Origin of the sequence: Oceanobacter sp. 1_MG-2023 (assembly GCF_030689025.1) — a bacterium.
GTDB lineage: Bacteria > Pseudomonadota > Gammaproteobacteria > Pseudomonadales > Oceanobacteraceae > Oceanobacter.
Window position 1 is genome coordinate 67,711 of the sequence record NZ_JAUYWA010000014.1, and the last position, 23,008, is coordinate 90,718.

Sequence of the window (23,008 nt, forward strand, 5' to 3'; positions counted from 1 at the left end):
GGTATTACCATTCGTGGCTCTGCGTGAGCGGTAGGCGGGGCTATTGTCCAGCGGCAGCTGCCGTTCCCTTGCGTCACACCATGTTAACCCGGGGTAATAATGACGATAAATACATGGCGCAGCGTATGTGCCACAGACGCTATTGCCGAGGGTTGCAGTCGAGGTTTTGAGCTGGATGATACGGCGTTACTGGTCGTGCGGCGGGGCGGGCAGTGGTTTGTTTTCCGCAATCAGTGCCCACATCTGGGGATTCGGCTGGAATGGGTTCCAGATCAATTTCTGGATATCGATGGCCATTTTATCCAGTGCAGCACCCACGGGGCCTTGTTTCAGGTTGAGGATGGCCGGTGTATCGCTGGCCCCTGTAGCGGCCAGTATCTAACGGATGTTGCATCGACAATCCGGGACGGCCAGCTGTTGGTACAACTGGATGGATAAAGATACCGCCAGCCTGATACCTCGTTTTAACCATCATCTGAACAACCGCTGACGCTGCCGGTTGGCAGCGCCAGCCATCTTGCGGAGCAGACAACAACTCCGTCAGCGGCTTTTAGTTAAACGCATTTTTGAGTGCGCTTTTGCCGGATTCATAACTTTCTTCGGCTACTTCTTTACCTTCGTCATAACTTTCTTTGGCAACATCCTTGCCGTTGTCATAACTTTCTTTAACCACTTCTGTGATTGTTTCCTTGCCAGCTTCATAACCTTCCTTGAGGGTTTCCTTGCTGGATTCGTAGCTGTCCTGGGCCATCTCCTTGCCTGCTTCCATTCCTTCTGCCGCCATGCTTTCGCCTTCGTCGGAGCTGTCTGCGACGGCTTCGCTGCTGTCATCGACCTGACTGGCAACGTCTTCTTCGCCACTATCAAACATCGCCTTGCCTTTGCTCACCAGGCTGTCCCACCAGGACGGCTCGTCATCGGCATAAACAGGTGCCGCCAATACGACAGCCAGGCTGGCAACAGAAATCAATCGGGTGGTTACATTCATACAAGTACTCCGGGGTCGTTAATATGTATCCATGGATGCGCCAATACGCTCGTTGCGACTGGCCCGCGGATCGCGAGCAACAGCATAGTCGGAAAAGAGCAATAATTAACGGGGCAAATGTCTTCTTGCTGTTCTTTACATAAACGGCACCAGGCTGGTGTCGCGCAAAATACAGTGATTGGCTGTCGTTTATGGCGCTGTTTTTTACCGCCGCCCGGCTACTGCGGCGCCCCCAATCTGGCTGGAAGCGGCTTATTCCGTCCCCGGAGCCACAGCAGCAGACACAACCGCTATTTCCTGATTGGCTAACAGCTGTAAGCTGGATTGCTCAACATCAAACTGCACTGGCAAGGCCAGCACTTCAACGCCACTGTGGATCACCTCGGCCAATGCCGTGGCGTAGTCCGGGTCGATATCCGCCGCTGCGGCAACCCGGGTTATTCCCTCCAGCGCCACACAGAATAACAACAGGCTGCGATGGCCTTGTTGTTGTAGCTGCTGCAGGCGGCGCAAGTGCTTCAAGCCACGCTCGGTGCGGGCATCCGGGAAACAGCCCATGCCGTGGCCCCGATCTTCACGCAGCAGCGTCAGGCTTTTGACTTCGATATACAAATCCGGCAGCCCTTCCCCCTGCAGCAAAAAATCCAGCCGTCCATCCGTCACTTTGGGTTCTCGTTGTACCCGGGTGTAGCCCTGGAAGCGCTCAGATATCGTCAGGCTGTCTGGTGAGCTGGCCGGAGCCGTGCCTGGCTCCGCCGTCAATTGGGCCTGCAGAAATTCAGCCACCAGCTGATTGGCTCTGGCGGTATTGATGCAGGCTTTATACAACCCTGCCACTTCAGTCCATTCCCAGCTGTAGCGCAGTTTGCGCCTGGGGTTGGCGCTGTCCCATAACCAGACCCGGCAACCGGGATCGGCACAGCCGGTCATGGCACCGGTATTGGCGCAGTGGGCGGTGATTATATCGCCGTTGGCCAGCTCGATATCCGCCAGAAAGCGTTTGTAGCGTTTGATCAAACGGCCGGGAATCAGTGCGGAGCTGTACTTCATCCGCGTGGCACCAACCAGTCTGACAGCCGTTCGACCGCTTGCTTCAGTCGCGCCAGATCGGCGGTAAAGGCAAACCGGATATGGGTCTGGGCCTGATATTCACCAAAATCCACCCCGGGTGTCAGGGCAACACCGGTTTCGCGCAAGGCGCGCAAACAAAACGCCAGACTGTCGTCGGTAAAACGGCTGGCATCGGCGTACACGTATAATCCACCATCCGGTGCTACCGGCACCACAAAACCCAGCGCTGGCAAGGCGGTGAGCAGATAGTCTCGGCGTTCAGCCAGAATGTTCCGCCGCTCAGCCAATAGCGCCAGCGTTTCTGGTTCAAAGGCGGCCATGGCAGCGTGTTGGGCCGGGGTTGGCGGTGCCAGAAAGACATTCTGCGCCAGGGTTTCCAGTGTCGGCACCCAGTGCTCCGGCACAACGGCCCAACCCAGCCGCCAGCCGGTCATGCCAAAATATTTGGAAAAGCTGTTAATCACCACGGCGTTATCGGCAACCGCTAACACGGTTTCCGGGCTGCTGCCGTAATTCAGCCCCTGATAAATTTCATCAACCCATAACTCGCCGCCCAGCCGTTCAGTTGTACTGGCCAATCGAGACAATTCCGTCAGATTCAGGACGGTACCCGTCGGATTCGCCGGGCTGGCCACCAGTGCGGCCCTGGTGGCCGGTGTCCAGTGCTGTTCCAGCATCGCCGGGGTCAGCTGATAACGTTGCTCAGGCCCTGCAGCAATCAGCTGGCCACTGGCTTCAAACAGCCGGGCAAAGTGGCGATTACACGGATAGCCGGGGTCAGCCAGCATCAGCTTGTCGCCGCTTTCCAGTCGGGCGGCAGCCAGTAATAACAAGGCACCGGAAGCGCCGGGAGTCAGCACAATGCGGGACGCCGCAACACGGATACCAAAGCGCTGTTGATACCACTCGGCAAGCTTTTCGCGCAGTGCTGGAAGGCCCAGCGCCGGGGTGTAGCCGGTTTTGCCCGCCCGTAACGCGCTAAAGGCGGCATCGATCATGGGCGCCGGCGTTGGAAAGTCCGGTTCCCCGACTTCGAGGTGAATTATGTCGTGACCGGCGGCCTGCAAGGTTTGCGCTTCGGTCAGGATCGCCATCACCTGAAACGGGGATATTGCCTGGCTGCGCCGGGTCATGGCGGGCTCGGTTGGTGTCTGGGAAGGTTGGGCGGTGTGTTCCACAAAAGTCTCCTGCATCGAACTCAATAGTGTGACAGAAGCCAGCAATTCGACAAATTGTCGAGCACTAACGCGTCTATTTGCCTGCTGGCGGCTTCGGCCCCATGAAATAGTTGGCGCTCGCGCCGTTATCTGATAGTTTCCCGGCCTTATTATTTTGGCGTCCATGGACATGCCGGATCAGGCCACTGGTCCTTACTGCCATGAGCGCCAAGTGTTCGGTTGATTGAACCCGTTAACCAGGTGAGGCAGCAACACCATGCCGCAAGATAAAAAAGAATTCGCTCTGACAGACTTTACTCCTTACCAGGCGTCCGCGACTGAAGAGTATATGAACGACGCTCAGCTTGAGCATTTCGCAAATATTCTGCGTAAATGGAAACAAGAGCTGATGGAAGAAGTCGATCGCACCAAAGAGCACATGCAAACGGAGCTGAACAATTATGCCGATCCCAATGATCGCGCCAGCCAGGAAGAGGAATTCAGCCTCGAACTGCGGACCCGTGACCGTGAGCGTAAACTCATCAAAAAGATCGATAAAACCATTGAGCTGATCAGCAAAGGTGATTACGGCTACTGTGAAGCCTGCGGTGTAGAAATTGGTATTCGTCGTCTGGAAGCACGTCCAACCGCCGACCTGTGTATCGATTGCAAAACCCTCGCAGAAATCAAAGAAAAACAACTGGGCGTCTGACCCGGTTGTACGCGGCGGGCAGTACTTGCCCGCACGTTTCCTGATGCCAAGTGCTTATGCCCTGCTCTGCTGCTGTTTCCGCACACCATCCGGCAACCAGTCCAGTGACTGATTCCGCCACCTCCCAACACGCCTCTTCTGCGCAACTGGCAACCCCACGCACAACAGCTCATAAAGCGGTTTATATCGGCCGTTTTGCGCCGTCGCCTACTGGCCCCTTACATTTTGGATCGTTGCTGGCGGCACTGGCCAGCTATCTGGATGCGCGCCACGCCGGTGGCCAGTGGCATGTGCGTATTGAAGACCTTGACCCGCCGCGGGAAGATCCCGCCGCCAGCCAGCATATTCTCCGCACGCTGGAAGCCTATGGCCTGACCTGGGATGGCAGCGTCTGTTACCAGAGTCAGCGTCATGCGGCTTATTTAGACGGTCTGCATCAGCTGGCCGATCTTGGTCTGGCGTTTCCTTGCGGCTGTTCCCGCAAGCAGTTGCAAGGGCGTTTGCATCTGGCAGGCTGCGCCCATCCCCCCAACAGGGAAGCAGGGCAGGATTACGCCTGGCGTTTCCGGGTTGATCCCCAGGCCGCGCCGGTGTGTTTTGACGATCGCCTGCAAGGCCGCTATTGCCTGTCACCCAGCCGAGACATCGGGGATTTTGTAATTCGTCGCCGCGACCAGCTCTGGTCGTACCAATTGGCAGTGGTGCTGGATGATCACGACCAGGGTATCAACCAGATCGTTCGGGGCATTGATCTGATTGACTCGACCCAGCGCCAGCTGTTGATCTATCAGGCGTTCGGTTGGGATGCGCCCGGCTACGCCCATATTCCGGTCGCCACCGAACGCAACGGCCAAAAGCTCAGCAAACAGAACCTGGCACTACCCCTACAGCCCGACCACAGCGGCCAGACGCTCTGGCTGGCGCTGGACTGGCTGGGCCAGCAACCACCCGCCTCTCTGCAAGGTGCAGGGAATCACACTCTGTTGCAGTGGGCGATCCAACACTGGCAACCCGAACGTTTGCATGGCCGCCACCAGCTGCCTGCTCCGGCGGCGTTTCAACGCCCTGGCAGTAGTGATCCGGCATAAATATCAGCGCGGAAAGGCTTTATGTTACCCTGTCGTCCTTTTTTAGCGTCGCGGTTTTAGCCCGATAACGCAGTGGCCTCGCCGCTGTTGCTCGTGACGGTCACCCGCTCCAGACCAGGAACCTGCCTGATGACGTTCAGCCTCAGTCTGCTCTGCCTGATATTACTTGGCTATCTGGCTCTGCTGTATCTCAGCGCCTACGCTGTCGAGCGCAGCTGGATACCGCGCCGCTGGGTACAACAACCGCTGGTGTATCTATTGTCGCTGGGGGTATTTGCCAGCGCCTGGGGCTACTACGGCAGTGTCGCGCTGGCGCAGCTGTACGGCTACGGCTACCTGTCTTATTTTGGTGGCCTCGCCGGTGCTTTTTTGCTGACGCCACTGTTGCTGCGGCCGATCCTGCGTATTACCCGCCGCTATCAGCTTAATTCCCTCGCCGATCTGCTGGCCTTCCGCTATCGCAGCCCGTCTGCGGGTGTGCTGGTCAGTATTTGTATGCTGTGTGTGGTGGTGCCGTTACTCAGCCTGCAAATCAAGGCCGTGGCCGATACCCTCGACATTCTCAGCCCGGGCTGGCCGGTGAATTATCTGGCGCTCGGCTTCTCCGCCATTCTGCTGACGCTGGCGGTCCTGTTTGGCGCGCGCCAGATGACCCCCCGTGAGAACCACGAAGGGCTGGTATTTTCTCTGGCGCTGGAGTCCCTGTTCAAACTGATTGCCATTGCCGTGACGACCCTGGTGCTGCTGTTCGATATTATTCCGGCCTCTGTCGGTGGCGACCAATGGCTGCAGTCGATTCATCAATACCTTGCCAGCCGCCCTTCGGGGCCACCCAGTGGCCCCTGGCTAACGCTGTTTTTGATGTGTCTGGCGATTGCGATTGCAATGCCCCATACCTTTCACATTACCTTTACCGAAAACGTCAGCAACCGGGCCTTGCGACTGGCCAGCTGGGCCTTTCCACTGATTTTATTGGCGCTGAGCCTGTCGATACCGCCCTTGCTCTGGGGTGGCATGAACCACAAGCTAACGGTGCCTACCGAGTACTTTGCCCTGGGGTTGGGGCTGGAAACCGGCTCGCCGACCATTACGCTGCTGGTCTTTCTGGGTGGTGTCGCCGCCGCCACCGGTGTCAGTATCCAGATGACGCTGGCCACCACCTCGATGTTGCTGAACCACTTGCTGTTTCCGCACTATCAGCCCAGCCCGAAACACGATTTTTACCGCTGGCTGCTATGGTCACGGCGGTTGTTGATTCTCGGGCTGATTGCGCTGTCGTATCTTTTTTATCAGCTGATGGGCGATACCCTCGACATCAACCGCCTCGGTATTTTGGCCTGTGGGGCCGCAATGCAATTCTTGCCCGGTATCGTCGGCCTGCTGTACTGGCGCGGAGCCAGCCGCACCGGCTTTGTGGTTGGCCTGAGTGTCGGCCTCGGTATCTGGTTGCTGGGACTGCTCTTGCCGCTGTTACTGACCGGCTCCGAGTGGGAGCACTGGTTTATGATTCCCGACGAAAGCAACTGGCACCGCACAGCGCTGCTCAGTGTGCTTGGTAACGCCATGCTGTTTGTCGGCATCAGCCTGACACGCAAACCAGAGGATGCCGAGCTCAGTGCCGCCGATGCCTGTGTGATTGCCGCCCAGCGCCCCAGCATGCAACTGTTGGAAGCCGAAAACTCCAACGACGCCATTCTGACGCTCAGTCGGCCACTGGGCCGCTATATGGCAGAACGTGAAGTGCATCAGGCACTGACCGACCTCGGCCTGCCCAGCTACGAAGACCGGCCGCACGAGTTGCGCCGTTTGCGGGTACGGCTCGAAGCCAACCTGTCGAGCCTGCTTGGCCCCACCGTGGCACAGGATATTATCCGCCGCTATTTGCCACTGCAGGAAGGTACCGAACTCAGTAGCGACATTTATATTATTGAGCAGCGGCTCGAAGGTTTTAATGACCGCCTCTCCGGTATTGCCGGAGAGCTGGACCACCTGCGCCGCTATCATCGCCAAACCCTGGAGCGATTGCCTATCGGTGCCTGCTCGCTGGCAGAAGATGGCGAAATCCTGCTCTGGAACCAGGCCATGGTTGAGCTGACCGGCCTGGCAGCGGAGCGGGTAACCGGCACCTTGCTGGCGCAATTACCCGAGCCATGGGGTGATTTATTAGGCCGCTTTATTACCACAACCACCCTCCATGAACACAAAAAACGGGTCGATATTGGCTTGCAGCCCCACTGGTACACATTGCACAAATCCATTATCCAGTCGGCCAACCGCCAGCCCGGCGGTATCGTGCTGCTGCTGGAAGACCAGACCGAAACCCAGCTGCTGGAGCGGGAATTGATTCACAGTGAACGGCTGGCCTCGATCGGCCGTCTGGCGGCGGGTGTCGCCCATGAAATTGGCAACCCGATCACAGGTATCGACTGCCTCGCCCAAAGCATGGAATACGAAACCGACAACCCCGAGATACACCAGATTGCCCAGCAAATCCGGGAGCAGACCCAACGTGTCAGCCGCATATTGCAATCCATGATGAATTTCGCCCATGCCGGTAATCACGCCACCGAAAACGAAGAGGTCAACCTGCATCACTGCCTGGAAGACGCCATGCAACTGCTGCGGCTGAACAAGCGCAGCCCGGATATCGAGTTCGTTAACCAAAGCGACCCCGAACTGATGGTCATTGGTGATTCCCAGCGCCTGGTACAGGTGTTTATTAATCTGCTAAGCAACGCCCGTGATGCCAGTCAACCTGGGCAACAAGTCATTGCCGATACACTGGCAGACATGCATCAGGTGACTGTTCGCGTTATCGACCAGGGACACGGCATTCCGGCCGATACAATGGAACAGGTATTCGAGCCTTTTTTTACCACCAAGGAAGTGGGGAAAGGCACCGGTCTTGGTCTGGCATTGGTGTACAGTATTATTGAAGAACATTATGGTCAGGTACAGATCGTCAGCCCAGTCAGCGGGAATGCCGGTACTTGTGTTAAAGTCAGCCTCCCGCGTTACCTGCCGGAAAACAGGATGGAAACAAATCTATGAGTCGCATTCTGGTCGTCGAAGACGAAGCCATTATTCGCCAATCGGTACGCAGACTACTGCAGCGTCACCACTACGAAGTCACCGACCTCGATAGTATCGATGCCGCCCGTGAGCACGATCTGAGCACCTTTGATCTGGTGATCACCGATTTGCGCCTGCCCGGTGGCCAGGGCACCGATCTGATAGAACTGGCCGGCACCACCCCGGTTCTGATCATGACCAGCTTTGCCAGCCTCCGCTCTGCGGTCGATGCCATGAAAATGGGAGCGGTTGAGTACATAGCCAAACCTTTTGACCATGGCGAACTGGTCGAAGCCGTCAAATCGATCCTCGACAAGGCCCGTCAATCGCTGACAGACACCTCCGCCGTGACTGCCAGCCAGCCGGCGCCCGCTCAAACCAGCGACAGCAACAAGGCCGGACACAACGACGCCACCGATATCTCCCGCAACAACGGCATTATTGGCAGCTGCGATGCCATGCAAAAACTGTTTCGTAAAATCAGCAAGGTTGCCCCCACCAACGCAACCGTGATGATCAATGGTGAATCCGGCACCGGCAAAGAGCTGGTTGCCAAGGCCCTGCACAACCAGAGCCACCGCGCCGCCGCCCAGCTGATTTCGGTCAACTGCGCCGCCATCCCCGAAACCCTGCTGGAATCCGAACTGTTTGGCCATGAAAAAGGCGCTTTCACCGGCGCTGCCAGCCAGCGTCAGGGGCTGGTTGAAGCCGCCAATGGTGGCACCCTGTTTCTCGACGAAATCGGTGAGCTGCCACTGGAAGCCCAGGCGCGACTGCTGCGGGTATTGCAGGAAAGTGAAATCCGCCGCGTGGGGGCCGTACAAAGTATCAAGGTCGATGTACGCCTGATTGCCGCCACCCACCGTAACCTCAAGGAAATGGCTGCCTGTGGCGAATTCCGCGAAGACCTGTACTACCGCCTGAATGTGGTTGAACTGATCTTGCCGCCGTTACGTGAGCGCGGTGACGACGTGATCGAACTGGCCAGCTTTATTCTCACACGGGCTTGCGAAAAACTCGGCCAACCACCGATGCAATTCGACAGCGGCGCCATCGCCAGCATCAAACAGTACCAATGGCCTGGCAACGTTCGTGAACTGGAAAACGCCGTTGAGCGCTCCGTTATTCTTGCGGAAGATCAGTACGTCAGCGCAGAACTGCTTGGCATCGACCTCTCCCCCGATCGCTACATCAGCTCCGCCATGCGCGAGAACCTGATCGAAAACAACAACAACCCCGCGACCGCCGAACGGGCAGAACACAGCGACCAGGGTGACTTGTCTCTCGACGACTACTTTGTGCATTTTGTGCTGGAAAACGAAGCCAAAATGACCGAGACCGACCTTGCCCGCAAACTCGGCATCTCCCGTAAAAGCCTGTGGGAACGACGCCAGCGCCTGGGCATACCGCGCAAGAAAAAATAACCGCGCTCCACCAACCACGCCTCAAGCAACCGCAGCACCTGGCCGCCACGAAATCGTTCAGGGCGGGCATTCGTGCTGCTAGCTGCCATTGCAGCAGCACACCCCAAACAGCCCACCACCAAAGTGTTACCCCACTACCCCAAACAAGCCGACGGCAACGCTACTCGCGGTAACACACTGAGTAACACCTCGCATCATTACGTAAAAATACCAATATCATTATGGACACCCACCATAATCAAAAAACGTAACTTACTGATTTAAAAGGGTAAAAAATTAAATAAAGAAAAAACCTGTTTATTGGCACACAAATCGCTTTAACCAGCGCAACAACAAGAGCTGGCATCACCACCAATAAAAACAATCAGTGATCTCCAACCTTACGCCGCCAATAACAATAACAATCGGCGAATGAGCGTCAGAACAAAAAAAAATCGTACTCTCTCGCGAACCCCGCATCTGTAAAGATGGCGGGGTTTGTTCTTTTCCGGGCCGCCGTATTTATAACCGGCTCCGTCCATACCAGGCTCTATTTACATCCATCTCTCCGTATCACTCTATCCGTGCCCCCGGCTCCGTCCGTGTCCCTTTGTCTATATTCATACCGGTTCCATTCGTATCCATTTGTCCTTGTCCGCTTCTCCTCCCAAAGAAGTGCTACCCAAGTGTTACGCCATGGCCAATGTGTTACCCAACTCCCCGCTATCAAGGTAACAAATGCCTGTCATTCATGGACATGATGCACTCTGAAATACCTAACTCATTGATATTAAATAAGTTTTATTTCTTGGCACGGTACTCGCTATATTAAACTCAAGAACAAGAGCTGAGGCAGACTATAAAAATAACAAGCTGCACTCAGCCAGCCATCACCGACAATAAAAATAACAAACGGTGATTGAGTATAGGACAGACCATGCTATCCCCCGGAACCCCGCACCTGTAAAGGTGGCGGGGTTTGTTATTTCATCCCTTCTCACTGCGACACCACCACATCGATTCGCTTAATGCCTGATTCCACTCCATTCAATTCCTGTACAAGCCGGGATCGTGTGTATTCAAGGCATTGGGGCCGTCAGGATTTCCGTGATCGTCCGCCGTAGTGCCCTTGCGATACCGGTTGGTGCCGATAATCCATCGATCTGTATGGCCGGGCGCTGCTGGTGACTGGTTACTGGTGACGGTTACTGGTGACGGCTGCTGGTGACGGCTGCTGACTGTGCGGCGTAAAAATCGGCTGGTAGCAAAATTAAAAGTTGCATTCTGATTCTTTTCTGGCACGAAAAACCCTCTTTGGCTCAAAGTGTTACCTCGCACACTGGTTGTTACCTTAGACCCCGAAAGCAGGTAACAATCCGGGCCAAATATTGGGGAAATAATTTCCAAAAAATCATAAGCTATTGATTTAAATGGTATTTTAAAAGTTGGCACAGCACCTGCTTTATCTATATCACGAAGCGCAGCGGACAATAAAAACAACAATGCGAAGCGCTTCTCGCAGATGACAATAACAATAACTTCCATCTGCCGTGGCAAGTCTCGATAACAAAAATAACAAGAGATGCGCCCTGTCGGCTGTTTCGAATGAATGGTCTCGCTGATAAAAATAACAACAGGCGATACTGAATATTCAAAAGAGCGGACACCCAGTCCGAGCATTGAGGGACACAATAATAAAAATAGGGCCTCCCAGTAAAAGCCGCCATTGTGCGGCTTTTTTATTGCCTGTTTGACGGATTGATTTATCAATTGTGGCTGACACTGGTAAACTCTTTCGCTTCGTTGCGAGTAACCAAACTGAGCATCAGTGAAGCGCCTAACCAAATTTATCAAAAATATTCTCCAGCCCGACGACGTTGCCGACAACGCCGCGCCTTCCGCCAACCTGCGTGTTATCAGCCGTGATGAGCACAATATCAGTCGCAGCCAGATCAGCGACGCGGCTTTAAAGGTCTTGTACCGGCTCCATAATGCCGGCCATGAAGCCTTGCTTGTTGGTGGTGGTGTACGGGACACCTTACTGGGTCTGTCGCCCAAGGATTTTGACGTCTCCACCGACGCCACGCCGGAACAAGTGAACCAGCTGTTCCGTAATTCCCGCCTGATCGGTCGCCGATTCAAGCTGGTGCATGTGGTGTTTGGCCGGGAAGTTATCGAAGTCGCGACATTCCGCGCCCCTCCTACCGAAGCACATTCCAGCAAGGAAGCCTCTACCGGCGACCAGGGCATGATCCTGCGGGACAATGTCTTCGGTAATCGCGAGGAAGACGCGCTGCGGCGGGATTTCACCATTAATGCGCTGTACTACAATATTGCGGATTTCAGTGTGTATTCCTATGCCGGTGGCTGGGACGACCTGCAAAGCCGCCAGTTGCGCCTGATTGGTGATCCGGAAACCCGTTATCGTGAAGACCCGGTACGGATGCTGCGAGCCATCCGCTTTATGGGTAAGCTCGATTTTGATCTGGAAGCTGATACCGCGGCACCGATTCCCATGCTGGCACCGCTGCTGGAGCAAATTCCTGCCGCTCGCCTGTTTGATGAATTACTGAAACTGTTTCTGGCTGGCAAGGCACTGACCACTCTGCAATTACTGCGTGATCATGGTTTGTTCCGGCATATGTTTCCGGCAACCGAACAGTGTATGCAAGAAGATGAAGTTGCTCGCAATATCGCTGAAAACACCATGCGTAATACCGACACCCGCATTCAGGCTGGCAAGTCGGTTACGCCGTATTTTTTCCTGGCGGCACTGCTGTGGCCTGCTCTGGTAAGAATGCAGCAAGAATTTGAAGCATCCGGTATGGCCCCTCATCCGGCGCTACAAAAAGCCGCTGACCGGGTTTTATCGCAGCAGATTCGCCACACCGCCATTCCCAAGCGTTTTTCTATTCCGATGCGCGAAATCTGGGAGCTGCAGTTGCGTCTGCCCAAAATCCAGAGCCGCAAAGCCAAAGAGTTGCTGGCGCATCCTCGCTTCCGCGCCGCTTACGACTTCCTGCTGCTGCGTGAGCAATCCGGTGAAGATTTACACGGTATTGGCGACTGGTGGACCGAGTTACAAAAACGCGAAGGGGTACCCGATACGTCTCGCCATGCCTATCGCGATGAGCCGCAGCGCAAACGCCGCCGCCGCAAACCCCGCAACACATGACACCGGTTACTTGTTACCTCGGGCTGGGGGCCAATCTCGACCAGCCCGCCGAGCAGTTGCGTCAGGCATTAAGCGCCCTGGAGCAGTGTCGCGACATCCAGCTGACAGGCTGGTCGTCGTTTTATCGCAGCAAGCCGGTCGGGCCGCAGGATCAGCCGGATTATGTCAATGCGGTTGCTCGCATAGACACAACCCTGGCACCGCTGGCGCTGCTCGACCAGTTACAGGCGATCGAACAACAGCAGGGCCGTGTGCGCTTGCGCCGTTGGGGAGAGCGAACGCTGGATCTTGATATCCTGCTGTACGCCGACCAGTGTATCGACCTGCCACGCCTGTCGGTGCCCCATATTGAGATGTGCAACCGGTTGTTTGTTATCCAGCCCCTGGTCGAGTTGGCCCCGGACGGTCGATTACCCAATGGCACAGCCTTGTCCTCGATACTGGAGACACTGACGGAGCAAGATCAGCTGGTTATCATGACCACCCCCAGTCGCGCCGATCTGCTATCACCCCCGTGACCCTGGCCACGGTGAAATACCCTCATACCATCCTGTTGTCGCGTCATCCGTACGCATAATGGCTTGACGTCTGATACGTCAAAAAATGAGCAGCAGGATCGAACGACCTGTTCCAATAAACAAAAGTTAACCTGCCAATATTGACTTATGATCACCAATCCGCACCATTGGCGACCTGATAGTGGCTTATCCACACGGGAGTAGCACATTGAATCCAGTAACACTTCGTTCATTACAGGCATACAAGGCCCAGCAGCAAACCTTTGCTGTGGTGACCGCCTACGACGCGACCCTCGCGCAACTGGCCGCTGATGCAGGCATTGAAGCCCTGTTGGTTGGTGATTCGCTGGGTATGGTGCTGCAAGGGCAAGACAGCACCTTGCCTGTCACTTTGACAGATATGGTGTATCACACTCGCTGTGTTGCCAATGGCAACCGTCGGGCACAACGACCGGCGCTGATCATGACGGATCTGCCCTTTATGAGCTACGGCACGCTGGAGCAAGGCCTGGCCAGTGCCCGCGCCGTGATGCAAGCCGGTGCCCATATGGTCAAGCTGGAAGGTGATCAATGGCTTGCACCACTGATTGCCAGCCTGGCACAACAGGGAGTGCCAGTGTGTGCTCACCTTGGTCTGACGCCGCAATCAGTCAATAAGTTAGGTGGCTACCGGGTACAAGGCCGTGGTCAGTCGCATGCCGATACCATGGTGGATGCTGCGGTCACTCTGGCAGAAGCCGGGGCTGACATGATTTTACTGGAATGCGTACCGGCCGACCTGGGTAAGCGTATTACGCAGGCCGTCACCGTGCCGGTCATCGGAATCGGTGCCGGCTCAGCAACCGATTCCCAGGTGCTGGTCATGCACGACATGCTGGGGCTGAACCCGAATCATGTCCCGAAATTCGTCAAGAACTTTGCCACCTCAGGACGTACTGTTCCCGAAGCGCTGGCGGCTTATAACGACGAAGTCAAGAATCGTACCTTTCCCTCCCCGGAACATGAGTTTGCCTGATGTCTACACCCACCATGATGACTGTTCACACCGTCTCCGAGCTGCGCCAACAGCTGCGCGCAGCCAAAGCCGCAGGCCATGATATTGGCCTTGTCCCGACCATGGGTAATCTGCACCGGGGTCATATCTCGCTGATCGACGCCGCCCGGCAGAGAAACTGCTTTGTGGTCGCCAGTATTTTTGTCAACCCGCTGCAATTCAACGACCCCAGCGATCTGGAACGTTATCCGCGCACGCTGGAAGCCGATAGCCAGCAACTGGCCGACGCCGGATGCCATCTGGTGTTTGCCCCTTCTGTGGCCGAAATGTATCCCCATGGCCAGAGCATCCAGACCCATGTCCACGTACCCGGGGTGTCTGCCGGGTTGTGTGGTGGCAGTCGTCCGGGCCACTTTGATGGCGTCGCCACCGTCATATCCAAACTGTTCAATATGGTACAGCCGGATCTGGCGTTTTTTGGTGAGAAAGATTTCCAGCAGGTTGCGGTGATTCGGAAAATGGTCGAAGACCTCAATATTCCGGTATCGCTGGTGCCAGTACCAACGGCTCGCGCCAGCGATGGGCTGGCACTCAGTTCCCGTAACGGCTATCTGACCGATGCTGAACGACAGGCGGCACCGCAGCTGTATCGCACGCTGACCCGAATCGCCCAGGGCCTGCAAGCCGGTGAAGCCTTGCCCGGATTACTGCAGCAGGCCGACCATGACCTGCAGCAACAAGGGTTCATCAGGGACTACATCGAAGTACGTGATGCCGATACACTGGCCGAACTGGACACCAGCGAGTTAGCCAAAGCCACCAGAATCGTGATCCTGGCTGCCGCCTCGCTTGGCAAAGCCCGGCTGATCGATAATATTCTGGTGTCATTGAATACCGATTTTGATTAGGGCATACTCCCGCCCCCTTGCATCAATCGTGCAATTATTGGCCGATCTGGCGAGGGAAATCCCCGGTTTCGGCGTCGTTCCAAGTGCGTCGAACCGCAGTACTCTTAAGGGGTTACCATGCAATCCATTATGCTGAAAGCCAAACTTCACAAAGCCTGTGTGACACACTCAGTGCTTAATTACGAAGGTTCCTGCGCCATTGATGGCGCTCTGTTGGATCTCGCCGGTATGCGCGAATTCGAACAGATCCAGATCTACAACATCAGTAACGGCAAACGCTTCACCACCTATATCATTCGGGCGGAAGACGGCTCTGGCATGATTTCAGTGAACGGGGCAGCCGCGCACATGGCTGACGTTGGTGATCGGATTATCATCTGTACCTTCGGTAATTTTGACGAAGCAGAACTGGCAACGTACAAACCCAAAATGGTGTATATCAACGCTGATAACACCGCCAGCCATACCAGCTTCGATATTCCTGTACAGGTCGTCTGACCTGCCCGGCCACCTCCCGTGGTGGCCGATTCTTTTACTGGCGATTCTTTTGCTGGCGATTTGTCCGCCACGGTGTTTTTCCCTGCTGCTCTCTACCGCCTATGTGTCGTTATCTTCGATATGGGCATCTTCTCTGTTGTTTCCCTGTTGCTTCTCTTCTGTTGCTTCTTTGTCCGGCTCTTATTCCCGTTGATATAACGCCGACCAAAGTACTTATGCGATTTTTTGCTGACCATGAAGCAGTTCCGTATACTCCTCACAGACCATATGGACATTGAAGGAAGCTTTATGACCCTGGCCAGTAGCCTGACCCAGTCCGATACCTGGAAAACCCTGCAGCGCCATTACGGCGAGATCAAAGACCAGCACATGCTTGACTGGTTCGCTGCCAACCCGAACCGCTTTGATGATTTTCATCTGAACGCTGCCGGTTTGAGTCTCGACTACTCCAAAAACCGTGTCACCCAAGAGACCCTGAGCCACCTGTTACAACTGGCGGAGGAACGCCAGTTACCGGCCAAAATCAACGCCATGTTTGAAGGCGAAGCGATTAACCGCAGTGAAAACCGCCCCGCCCTGCATACCGCCTTGCGTAACTTCAGTGACCGGCCAGTGATGGTGGATGGCACCGATATCATGCCGGAAGTACGCGACACGGTACGGCGAATGGAAGAATTCTGCTGGAAGATTCGTCGTAACCAATGGCGCGGCTACAATAACGCGCCGTTTACCGACGTGGTGTCCATTGGCATCGGAGGGTCATTTCTGGGGCCAAAACTGGCGTCCAATGCCCTCAAGCCGTATTCCGACAGCGGCCTGAATGTGCACTACCTGGCCAACATTGACGGCACCCATATCACCGAGATTCTCAAACATCTGAATCCGGCGACGACGCTGTTTATTATCCAGTCCAAATCCTTTGGCACCCAGGAGACCCTGAAAAACGCTCTGGCTTGCCGTCAGTGGTTTCTCAGCAATGGCGGCTGTGAAAAGTATTTGTGTCGGCATTTTGCGGCGGTTTCTTCCAACGTTGAAAAAGCGATTGAATTTGGTATCGCCGAAGAAAACATCTTCCCGATGTGGGACTGGGTCGGCGGCCGTTATTCACTCTGGTCAGCCATTGGCCTGCCGCTGGCGCTGGCGATTGGTATCGACAACTTCCGCGATATGTTGCGTGGCGCTCACCATATGGATGAGCATTTCCGTACCGCGCCGCTGGCGCAGAACATGCCCGTTATCATGGCCTTGCTCGGTATCTGGTACGTCAATTTTTTTGGTGTCAATTCCCACGCCATTCTGCCTTACGACCATTATTTGCGCAGCCTGCCCGCGCATTTACAGCAGCTGGATATGGAAAGTAACGGCAAGTCCGTCACCCTCGACGGCCAACCGGTGGATTACCATACCGGCCCGGTGATCTGGGGCGGCGTTGGTACCAATGGCCAGCACGCCTTCCACCAGTTGCTGCATCAGGGCACGCATTTTTCTCCTTGCGACTTCATCATGCCAATGTGCAGTCACAACCCCATCGATAACTTCCATGCCATGCTGGTATCCAACTGCCTCAGCCAAAGCCAGGCGCTGCTGCAAGGCAAAACAGAACAGGAAGCTATCGCCGAACTGATGACCGAAGGCAAAACAGATGCCGAGGCCAAGGCACTGGCGAAGCAAAAAGCCATCAACGGCAATCGCCCCAGCAATACCCTCTACTTCCCCAAAACAACGCCGCAAAGCGTCGGTGCCCTGATCGCCCTGTACGAGCACAAGGTGGCCGCCCAGGGCATGATCTGGGGGTTGAACTCCTTTGATCAGTGGGGGGTTGAACTGGGTAAAAAACTCGGCAGCAAGGTATTGGATGCCCTGGAATCCGATACCATCCCGGATACCTTTGACAGCTCCACCAGCGGTCTGATTGAAGCCTTCCATTGCATGCAGTCGAAACTTTGATCAGTGGCTGCGTTATGTCCTGACATGACGCAGCCGGAAGGTATTTTTCCGGCGATTGCCACGGTCCCGGTCGCGACAGTTGCCACGGTTAGCGCTAAACTGTGCGGGTTTATATCTTCTAAGACAGGCCATACTCGAGGGTATCGAGGGTCTGTCGTTCCCATTGGAATAACCCACGCTTATGTCTCTACACTCTCAGGTCGTCGCCATTGAATGGCGGCAACAGACGCTGCATTTGCTCGATCAGCGCATCCTTCCCCACCAACATCAGCTGGTTGAATGCCACTCCGCCGCCGATGCCGCCGATGCCATTCGTTCAATGGTGGTTCGTGGTGCGCCAGCAATTGGCATTACTGCCGCTTATGGCTTCGCACTGGATGCACTGGCAGGTCGCGATCTGGATATTGCGTATCAGGTACTGGCCGAATCCCGGCCAACGGCGGTGAACCTGTTCTGGGCACTGGAGCGCATGGCCGCGCTGACCAATGCCAACGGCCAGCAACTTCTGGCCGAAGCACGACGGATTCACGAGGAAGATATCCAGGCCAATCTGACCATGGGCCAATGGGGTAGCGAATTACTGGGCGACCAGACCACGGTGTACACCCACTGTAATACCGGTGCACTGGCAACCGGAGGCCATGGCACCGCACTGGGTGTTATTCGCAGTGCCTGGGCTGATGGCAAGATCCGTCATGTCTACGCCGGAGAAACCCGTCCCTGGTTACAGGGGGCGCGTCTTACCGCCTGGGAACTGATGCAGGATGGTATTCCGGTCTCGCTGGTGTGTGATGGGGCCGCCGCCCAGCTGTTCCGACAGGGCGATACCGCCTGGGTTATTGTCGGTGCTGACCGCATTACCGCCAACGGTGATGTCGCCAACAAGATTGGTACCTATAGCCTGGCAGTACTGGCCCGCCATCATGGCATGAAATTCATGGTCGTCGCCCCCTCCACCACCTTTGACCTGAGCTTGCCATCCGGTGCTGATATCCCGATTGAACAACGGCCGATGACCGAAGTAACCCGTCTGCAAGGTATCCAGATTGCACCGGACGACTGCCAGGCCATCAACCCGTCGTTTGACGTTACTCCGGCCGGGTTGATCGACGCCATCGTGACCGAGCGTGGTGTGATTCATCAACCATCGGTTGCATCAGTGGCTGCTCTGCTGGCAACTCACTGACAAGAATATCGCCGAGGAGTATCATGGCACTTGTATTTGATCCGGAAGCTTTCCGTTTGGCCGCCTCTGACCTCTGTCGTTATGGCAAACAGCTATACGATCGCGACTGGTCTCCGGCCACCAGCTCCAACTACTCTGTACGCCTGAATGAGCACGGCTGCGCCCTGACCAGTTCGGGCAAGCACAAGGGGGAATTGACCCCGGCGGATATTCTGGCGGTCGACTGGCAAGGACAGGCCTGGACTGCAGGCAAGCCCAGTGCCGAAACCCTGTTACACACACAACTGTATCAGCGTGACCCCGCCATTGGCGCCGTGTTACACACTCACTCCAAAGCCGCCGTGGTGCTCTCTCATATCCACCCGACCAGTGAACTGATACTCAGCGGCTGGGAACTGCTGAAAGCCTTTTCAGGCCAGACCAGCCATCACTGCCAAATGGTGATTCCGGTGTTCGATAACGACCAGGACATCCACCGTTTGGCGCAGCAGGTTGAACAGCGCATGCAAGCCAGCCAACAAGGCCATGCCTACCTGATTCGTGGTCACGGGGTTTATACCTGGGGACAGAATCTGGCCGAATGCATGCGTCACCTCGAAGCACTGGAACACCTGTTCGACTATCAACTGGAACTCAAACGACTGAGGCAGCAATGAAACGTCCACCAAAACCAAGGTACATCACTCGTCAGAGCCTGACTCGTAAAGATCTCCGTACCTGGAATAATGGTAAACCCTCCCACGCCCGACGCAGTGGCTACATGCGCGCCGAGCTGGATATGGTGCAAGAAGAGCCCGGCAGCATCTTGCGAATTTACCCGGACCACGAAACCGCACAACTGTTATTTACGACCGACACCCACGCCCACATTCGCGAACGCCTGCAACAGGTGGGTGTACGCTTTGAACACTGGAGCACCGATACCGAGTTAACGCCCGGCGCTAGCGAGGAAGACGTCATTGCCGCTTACGCCAGAGACATCGACCGTCTGGTACAGGAAGAAGGCTATCAGAGCATCGACGTGGTCAGCCTCAATACTGACAACCCGAAAAAAGCCGAATTGCGTCAGGTATTTCTGCGGGAACACCGCCACAGCGAAGATGAAGTCCGTTTTTTTGTCGCTGGCGAAGGGCTGTTCAGCCTGCATATCGATAACAAGGTGTACGAAGTACTCTGCCTGCAAGGTGATCTGATCAGTGTACCGGCCAATACGCCACACTGGTTTGATATGGGTGACAATCCCGGTTTTATCGCTATTCGCCTGTTTAACAACCCGGATGGCTGGGTGGCCAATTACACCGGCAGCCCCATTGCCGACCGTTTTAATCGCCTGGAAAACTGACCATGACGGTAACTGCCATTCTTACGGATATCGAAGGCACCACCTCTTCCATCGCCTTTGTCAAAGAGGTGCTGTTTCCTTACGCGGCCAGCCATCTGGCCGGTTACGTACGGGCCAACCAGCACGATCCTCTGGTACAGCAGCAGCTGCATGCTACGGCGCAGCTACTCGAAGAGGAAGCCCCCGGCAGTGGTATCAGCAGTGCGGATACCGATGCGCTGATCAATACCCTGCTGGAGTGGATCGCCACTGACCGCAAGGCCACTCCACTCAAGGTATTGCAGGGGCTGATCTGGGAAGCGGGTTACAAAAACGGTGACTACGTCGCACATATGTACCCGGATGCCACCGCCAATCTGAAACAATGGCATCAGGCAGGCATTCCTCTGTACGTGTATTCATCCGGGTCGGTAAAAGCGCAGCAGCTGTTTTTTGGCTATAGCCAAGATGGCGACTTATTGCCACTGTTTTGTGGCCACTTCGACACCACGGTCGGCGGCAAACAACAAGTTGCATCGTACCGGGCGATTGCCCAGCAGTTACAGCGGGATAGCTGCGAGGTGCTGTTTCTGTCGGATATCAAAGCTGAACTGGACGCTGCCGCTGCCGCTGGCATGCAAACTTGCTGGCTGGTACGTGATGGCGAGTTGCCAACCCAATCACCTCACCCGGTAGTCAGCAGCTTTGACGATATCGTGCTCTAGCAGGCCGTTGAAATTCGTATCTGATTCGCTGATAGAAGCTCTTCCGCCTTATAAATCACACTTGTTTGGTTGTTTTCTAGCCAGGCTTTCCATTTAAAACGGGATTATCCATCCCGTTTCCGTTTATCAGACTGTAGTGGTCAAGTGAGTCATTTAAATCTGACTCGACTAACTCTCTCATTGGTGAATTCCACGCCTGCAGCAGGGGCGCGACGTCAGGAGCGTCCCTTGCCTGCATTTGTTATGAAATTTTTGTATTCTCGCCACAGACTAAGTCGCCACTTCCAGCGCACCTTTACTTTTACGGGCTTTCCAATGCTGGTATCCACATAAAGGTTGAAAGTCATTATCCGATACAACGCTGTCAGTGCGTTGTCAGCGAACAGAAACTCTTCCCTTTTTTCCAATTCCGCAAAGAAATCTGAAGGGTGGAATATCAGTACTTGCTCCCCATCTGATAGCTGCTTTGGAAGCTTTGAGCACATATGGCTGACGCGACGATCAAGGTATGGAAACGTCCAGAAGTTCAGCTTTCCTGAGAAGGGATATTTTCTGTACCTCCAGTGGTAATTCGTCACACTGACTTGGCGTGGGCCTACATTGACGCATGAAAGCGTGTAAACTAAAAAATTCAACACATGGGGATTCTCTTGTGGAATTACTACCGAGGAGAGAGTTGCTCTAAGTTGAACTTTTCGATCTCTAACGGATAGCCACAGTGCGACGCCCGAGATTAGGACAGTGCCAACAGCCGATAGCCATGGGGCAAAGCTATTTATAAACAACCATGTCTCTTTGCACTCAAATGTCACTCATAGCCCCCATTCATAACGCCGCAGTAAATTGCAGCTATGTAGTTGGTTGTTTTTAGTGGCAGCGTAGCAACCGCCACTAAAAACAAACGACGGAATAGATGTCAATTTGACTGCCTTGTTATGTGGCCTGTGCATTGAACTCAATTAAATTACCATCCGCATTTATTATTAATATTTTTTTAAATATACCGAAATCAATATCAAGCATAGCTTCATTATATAAATCAATAATTCCTATATTAGACAAATTGAAACACGAGGTATAATTATCATTCAGAGCTAACCAAACATCGCCTGCGATAGCTTTACACTTACCTTTTTTGGTATCGATTGCTTTATCTAAAATTTCTTTAAAAACACTATCTATAGAAGCATACGCTAGGTTTTTAACAACTTTATTTATGTCTCGAGTGCACTTGTCTAATGGCATACAGAAAGGAAATATTCTTCCTTTTTTATTTTCTTGCTCTTCAATAATGAGCTTAACAAAAATACCATCGATACATTTTTTATCGTCATTTAAAGCCGTTTTTAAGAAATCAATTATTTCTTTTCTTCTTTTTTATTAAGCTTTAAATTTGCATGATAAATTGTGACTTTATATAACTTAAAGTCGGGAATATTTAAATTGGATAATAAGCCCTGATAAGCCATATTAATTGACTTTCTATTATCTTGTAAGTTTTCATTTAACTCAGTTAGCTCAATTCCTACACGACCACCGTTAAATTCTAAATAAATATCAGGTGGATCTTCACCTTCGAAATACTTACCAGAATAATGATTAGATATAATATCAGCATCAAATATTTCTTTTTTACTTAGTGCCACACTAGATACTCCACATAACGCCTCATTCAGAGGCAAATAATCAGTTGGTTAAAATAAGCGACGAAGGAGCAAAAACCAACTGTTATTTGTCCTTTGCAATGACTTGTTATATGCAGCGCAGGTTAAACCAAGCACAGCACAAACTTAAGCGCACCCGTTATTATTGCACCCAACTATAAAATTTTGAGCTACAACACCACAGCTTAAACTGAAATAATAATTTTTCTACCTTTAAAAAAGGTGCAAGAAGAAAAATTTATTAGTGGTATAACCCAAACGTTTCTAGCGAAAAATATAAAGAATGGTTTTTCTCTAAGACGTAATTATTTTTAGCATATAACGCCGCATTGCAGCGGCTTGTCCGCTGCAATGCTTTGTTAGGGGTTTTAAGCGCCTGGTATTGGTTTACACTCTTTTGGCAATGAAAGGGCTTTTGCCTCAAAAGAATCGGGTTGTCCATTAAATACAACCTTGAGAGTGTTAAATTTAGGCTTATTTGCAGACTCTCTTGCTTGATTAACCTGTAGTGGTTCAATGATTCTGGACACCAACGTAGGTGGTAATATCGCCACCATAAACGAGGTGTCTGATGACCAGAA

22 protein-coding genes are annotated in these 23,008 nt (G+C 53.9%); 15 read left to right on the top strand and 7 right to left on the bottom strand.

From position 1 onward, the window contains the following. The first annotated feature begins 99 nt into the window (after window positions 1–99). A complete protein-coding gene (locus Q8W22_RS10705; RefSeq protein WP_305452361.1) occupies window positions 100–438 on the top strand; it encodes a Rieske (2Fe-2S) protein in 339 nt (112 codons plus the stop codon). A 112-nt stretch (window positions 439–550) separates the two neighbouring features. On the opposite strand, the gene Q8W22_RS10710 is transcribed toward Q8W22_RS10705, so the two are convergent. The 3 genes from Q8W22_RS10710 to Q8W22_RS10720 all read right to left on the bottom strand — a co-directional run bounded on the left by Q8W22_RS10710 (window position 551) and on the right by Q8W22_RS10720 (window position 3,237). Continuing rightward, window positions 551–988: a hypothetical protein gene (locus Q8W22_RS10710; RefSeq protein ID WP_303434238.1), complete on the bottom strand. Its 438-nt coding sequence runs from the start codon at window positions 986–988 to the stop codon at window positions 551–553. 252 nt (window positions 989–1,240) lie between these two features. Next, the gene (locus tag Q8W22_RS10715; RefSeq protein WP_303434237.1) at window positions 1,241–2,038 is read right to left on the bottom strand and encodes a DNA/RNA nuclease SfsA; all 798 of its coding nucleotides are present in this window, start codon (window positions 2,036–2,038) and stop codon (window positions 1,241–1,243) included. Continuing rightward, entirely contained in the window at window positions 2,035–3,237 is a 1,203-nt protein-coding gene (locus tag Q8W22_RS10720; protein ID WP_370693686.1) for a pyridoxal phosphate-dependent aminotransferase, read from the bottom strand. Before Q8W22_RS10720 ends, Q8W22_RS10715 begins: the two co-directional genes overlap by 4 nt. Before the next feature lie 256 nt (window positions 3,238–3,493). On the opposite strand from Q8W22_RS10720, the gene dksA reads away from it, so the two are divergent. The 4 genes from dksA to Q8W22_RS10740 all read left to right on the top strand — a co-directional run bounded on the left by dksA (window position 3,494) and on the right by Q8W22_RS10740 (window position 9,512). Further along, window positions 3,494–3,928: an RNA polymerase-binding protein DksA gene (gene dksA / locus Q8W22_RS10725; RefSeq protein ID WP_303434236.1), complete on the top strand. Its 435-nt coding sequence runs from the start codon at window positions 3,494–3,496 to the stop codon at window positions 3,926–3,928. 104 nt (window positions 3,929–4,032) lie between these two features. After that, window positions 4,033–5,016, top strand: coding sequence for a tRNA glutamyl-Q(34) synthetase GluQRS (gene gluQRS / locus Q8W22_RS10730; protein WP_305452362.1), 984 nt, complete (start codon window positions 4,033–4,035; stop codon window positions 5,014–5,016). A gap of 129 nt (window positions 5,017–5,145) precedes the next feature. Then, entirely contained in the window at window positions 5,146–8,067 is a 2,922-nt protein-coding gene (locus Q8W22_RS10735; RefSeq protein WP_305452363.1) for an ATP-binding protein, read from the top strand. Next, window positions 8,064–9,512, top strand: a complete 1,449-nt coding sequence (locus tag Q8W22_RS10740) for a sigma-54 dependent transcriptional regulator (RefSeq protein WP_305415178.1) — start codon at window positions 8,064–8,066, stop codon at window positions 9,510–9,512. Before Q8W22_RS10735 ends, Q8W22_RS10740 begins: the two co-directional genes overlap by 4 nt. 1,026 nt (window positions 9,513–10,538) lie before the next feature. Here the strand turns inward: Q8W22_RS10740 and Q8W22_RS10745 are convergent. Continuing rightward, entirely contained in the window at window positions 10,539–11,345 is an 807-nt protein-coding gene (locus Q8W22_RS10745) for a hypothetical protein (protein WP_305452364.1), read from the bottom strand. Between Q8W22_RS10745 and pcnB the strand changes: the two genes are divergently transcribed. From pcnB to mtnC, 10 genes are all read left to right on the top strand, one after another. Further along, window positions 11,320–12,666 (top strand): polynucleotide adenylyltransferase PcnB, encoded by a 1,347-nt coding sequence (pcnB, locus tag Q8W22_RS10750; protein ID WP_303434231.1) that lies wholly within the window; start codon window positions 11,320–11,322, stop codon window positions 12,664–12,666. The genes Q8W22_RS10745 and pcnB overlap by 26 nt on opposite strands. Further along, window positions 12,663–13,184, top strand: coding sequence for a 2-amino-4-hydroxy-6-hydroxymethyldihydropteridine diphosphokinase (gene folK, locus Q8W22_RS10755; protein ID WP_303434230.1), 522 nt, complete (start codon window positions 12,663–12,665; stop codon window positions 13,182–13,184). The genes pcnB and folK overlap by 4 nt, the downstream gene beginning before the upstream one ends. 208 nt (window positions 13,185–13,392) lie before the next feature. Further along, a complete protein-coding gene (gene panB, locus Q8W22_RS10760; RefSeq protein ID WP_303434229.1) occupies window positions 13,393–14,199 on the top strand; it encodes a 3-methyl-2-oxobutanoate hydroxymethyltransferase in 807 nt (268 codons plus the stop codon). Then, entirely contained in the window at window positions 14,199–15,086 is an 888-nt protein-coding gene (panC, locus tag Q8W22_RS10765) for a pantoate--beta-alanine ligase (protein ID WP_368501396.1), read from the top strand. The genes panB and panC overlap by 1 nt, the downstream gene beginning before the upstream one ends. Before the next feature lie 117 nt (window positions 15,087–15,203). Then, the gene (gene panD, locus Q8W22_RS10770; RefSeq protein WP_303434228.1) at window positions 15,204–15,584 is read left to right on the top strand and encodes an aspartate 1-decarboxylase; all 381 of its coding nucleotides are present in this window, start codon (window positions 15,204–15,206) and stop codon (window positions 15,582–15,584) included. A gap of 288 nt (window positions 15,585–15,872) precedes the next feature. Continuing rightward, the gene (gene pgi / locus Q8W22_RS10775; RefSeq protein WP_303434227.1) at window positions 15,873–17,531 is read left to right on the top strand and encodes a glucose-6-phosphate isomerase; all 1,659 of its coding nucleotides are present in this window, start codon (window positions 15,873–15,875) and stop codon (window positions 17,529–17,531) included. A gap of 181 nt (window positions 17,532–17,712) precedes the next feature. Continuing rightward, window positions 17,713–18,717 (top strand): S-methyl-5-thioribose-1-phosphate isomerase, encoded by a 1,005-nt coding sequence (gene mtnA / locus Q8W22_RS10780; protein WP_303434226.1) that lies wholly within the window; start codon window positions 17,713–17,715, stop codon window positions 18,715–18,717. Window positions 18,718–18,740: 23 nt separating this feature from the next. Then, a complete protein-coding gene (locus Q8W22_RS10785; RefSeq protein WP_303434225.1) occupies window positions 18,741–19,373 on the top strand; it encodes a methylthioribulose 1-phosphate dehydratase in 633 nt (210 codons plus the stop codon). Window positions 19,374–19,495: 122 nt separating this feature from the next. Then, entirely contained in the window at window positions 19,496–20,059 is a 564-nt protein-coding gene (locus tag Q8W22_RS10790; RefSeq protein WP_305452370.1) for an acireductone dioxygenase, read from the top strand. A gap of 2 nt (window positions 20,060–20,061) precedes the next feature. Next, the gene (mtnC, locus tag Q8W22_RS10795; protein WP_305452365.1) at window positions 20,062–20,763 is read left to right on the top strand and encodes an acireductone synthase; all 702 of its coding nucleotides are present in this window, start codon (window positions 20,062–20,064) and stop codon (window positions 20,761–20,763) included. 933 nt (window positions 20,764–21,696) lie between these two features. Here mtnC and Q8W22_RS10800 read toward each other — a convergent pair. The 3 genes from Q8W22_RS10800 to Q8W22_RS10810 all read right to left on the bottom strand — a co-directional run. Then, a complete protein-coding gene (locus Q8W22_RS10800) occupies window positions 21,697–22,008 on the bottom strand; it encodes a hypothetical protein (protein WP_305452366.1) in 312 nt (103 codons plus the stop codon). 113 nt (window positions 22,009–22,121) lie between these two features. Continuing rightward, complete coding sequence (locus tag Q8W22_RS10805; RefSeq protein ID WP_305452367.1) at window positions 22,122–22,409, bottom strand: hypothetical protein; 288 nt, start codon at window positions 22,407–22,409, stop codon at window positions 22,122–22,124. 386 nt (window positions 22,410–22,795) lie between these two features. Beyond that, the coding region (locus tag Q8W22_RS10810) for a hypothetical protein (RefSeq protein ID WP_305452368.1) at window positions 22,796–23,008 on the bottom strand (213 nt) is incomplete at its 5' end.

Bases quoted from the DNA above. Each gene is read 5' to 3' on its own strand.
- Q8W22_RS10705 (WP_305452361.1), top strand. From the start codon at position 100: ATGACGATAAATACATGGCGCAGCGTATGTGCCACAGACGCTATTGCC.
- Q8W22_RS10710 (WP_303434238.1), bottom strand. From the start codon at position 988: ATGAATGTAACCACCCGATTGATTTCTGTTGCCAGCCTGGCTGTCGTA.
- Q8W22_RS10715 (WP_303434237.1), bottom strand. From the start codon at position 2,038: ATGAAGTACAGCTCCGCACTGATTCCCGGCCGTTTGATCAAACGCTAC.
- dksA (WP_303434236.1), top strand. From the start codon at position 3,494: ATGCCGCAAGATAAAAAAGAATTCGCTCTGACAGACTTTACTCCTTAC.
- Q8W22_RS10735 (WP_305452363.1), top strand. From the start codon at position 5,146: ATGACGTTCAGCCTCAGTCTGCTCTGCCTGATATTACTTGGCTATCTG.
- Q8W22_RS10740 (WP_305415178.1), top strand. From the start codon at position 8,064: ATGAGTCGCATTCTGGTCGTCGAAGACGAAGCCATTATTCGCCAATCG.
- folK (WP_303434230.1), top strand. From the start codon at position 12,663: ATGACACCGGTTACTTGTTACCTCGGGCTGGGGGCCAATCTCGACCAG.
- panC (WP_368501396.1), top strand. From the start codon at position 14,199: ATGTCTACACCCACCATGATGACTGTTCACACCGTCTCCGAGCTGCGC.
- panD (WP_303434228.1), top strand. From the start codon at position 15,204: ATGCAATCCATTATGCTGAAAGCCAAACTTCACAAAGCCTGTGTGACA.
- pgi (WP_303434227.1), top strand. From the start codon at position 15,873: ATGACCCTGGCCAGTAGCCTGACCCAGTCCGATACCTGGAAAACCCTG.
- mtnA (WP_303434226.1), top strand. From the start codon at position 17,713: ATGTCTCTACACTCTCAGGTCGTCGCCATTGAATGGCGGCAACAGACG.
- Q8W22_RS10785 (WP_303434225.1), top strand. From the start codon at position 18,741: ATGGCACTTGTATTTGATCCGGAAGCTTTCCGTTTGGCCGCCTCTGAC.
- Q8W22_RS10790 (WP_305452370.1), top strand. From the start codon at position 19,496: ATGGTGCAAGAAGAGCCCGGCAGCATCTTGCGAATTTACCCGGACCAC.
- mtnC (WP_305452365.1), top strand. From the start codon at position 20,062: ATGACGGTAACTGCCATTCTTACGGATATCGAAGGCACCACCTCTTCC.
- Q8W22_RS10800 (WP_305452366.1), bottom strand. From the start codon at position 22,008: ATGCCATTAGACAAGTGCACTCGAGACATAAATAAAGTTGTTAAAAAC.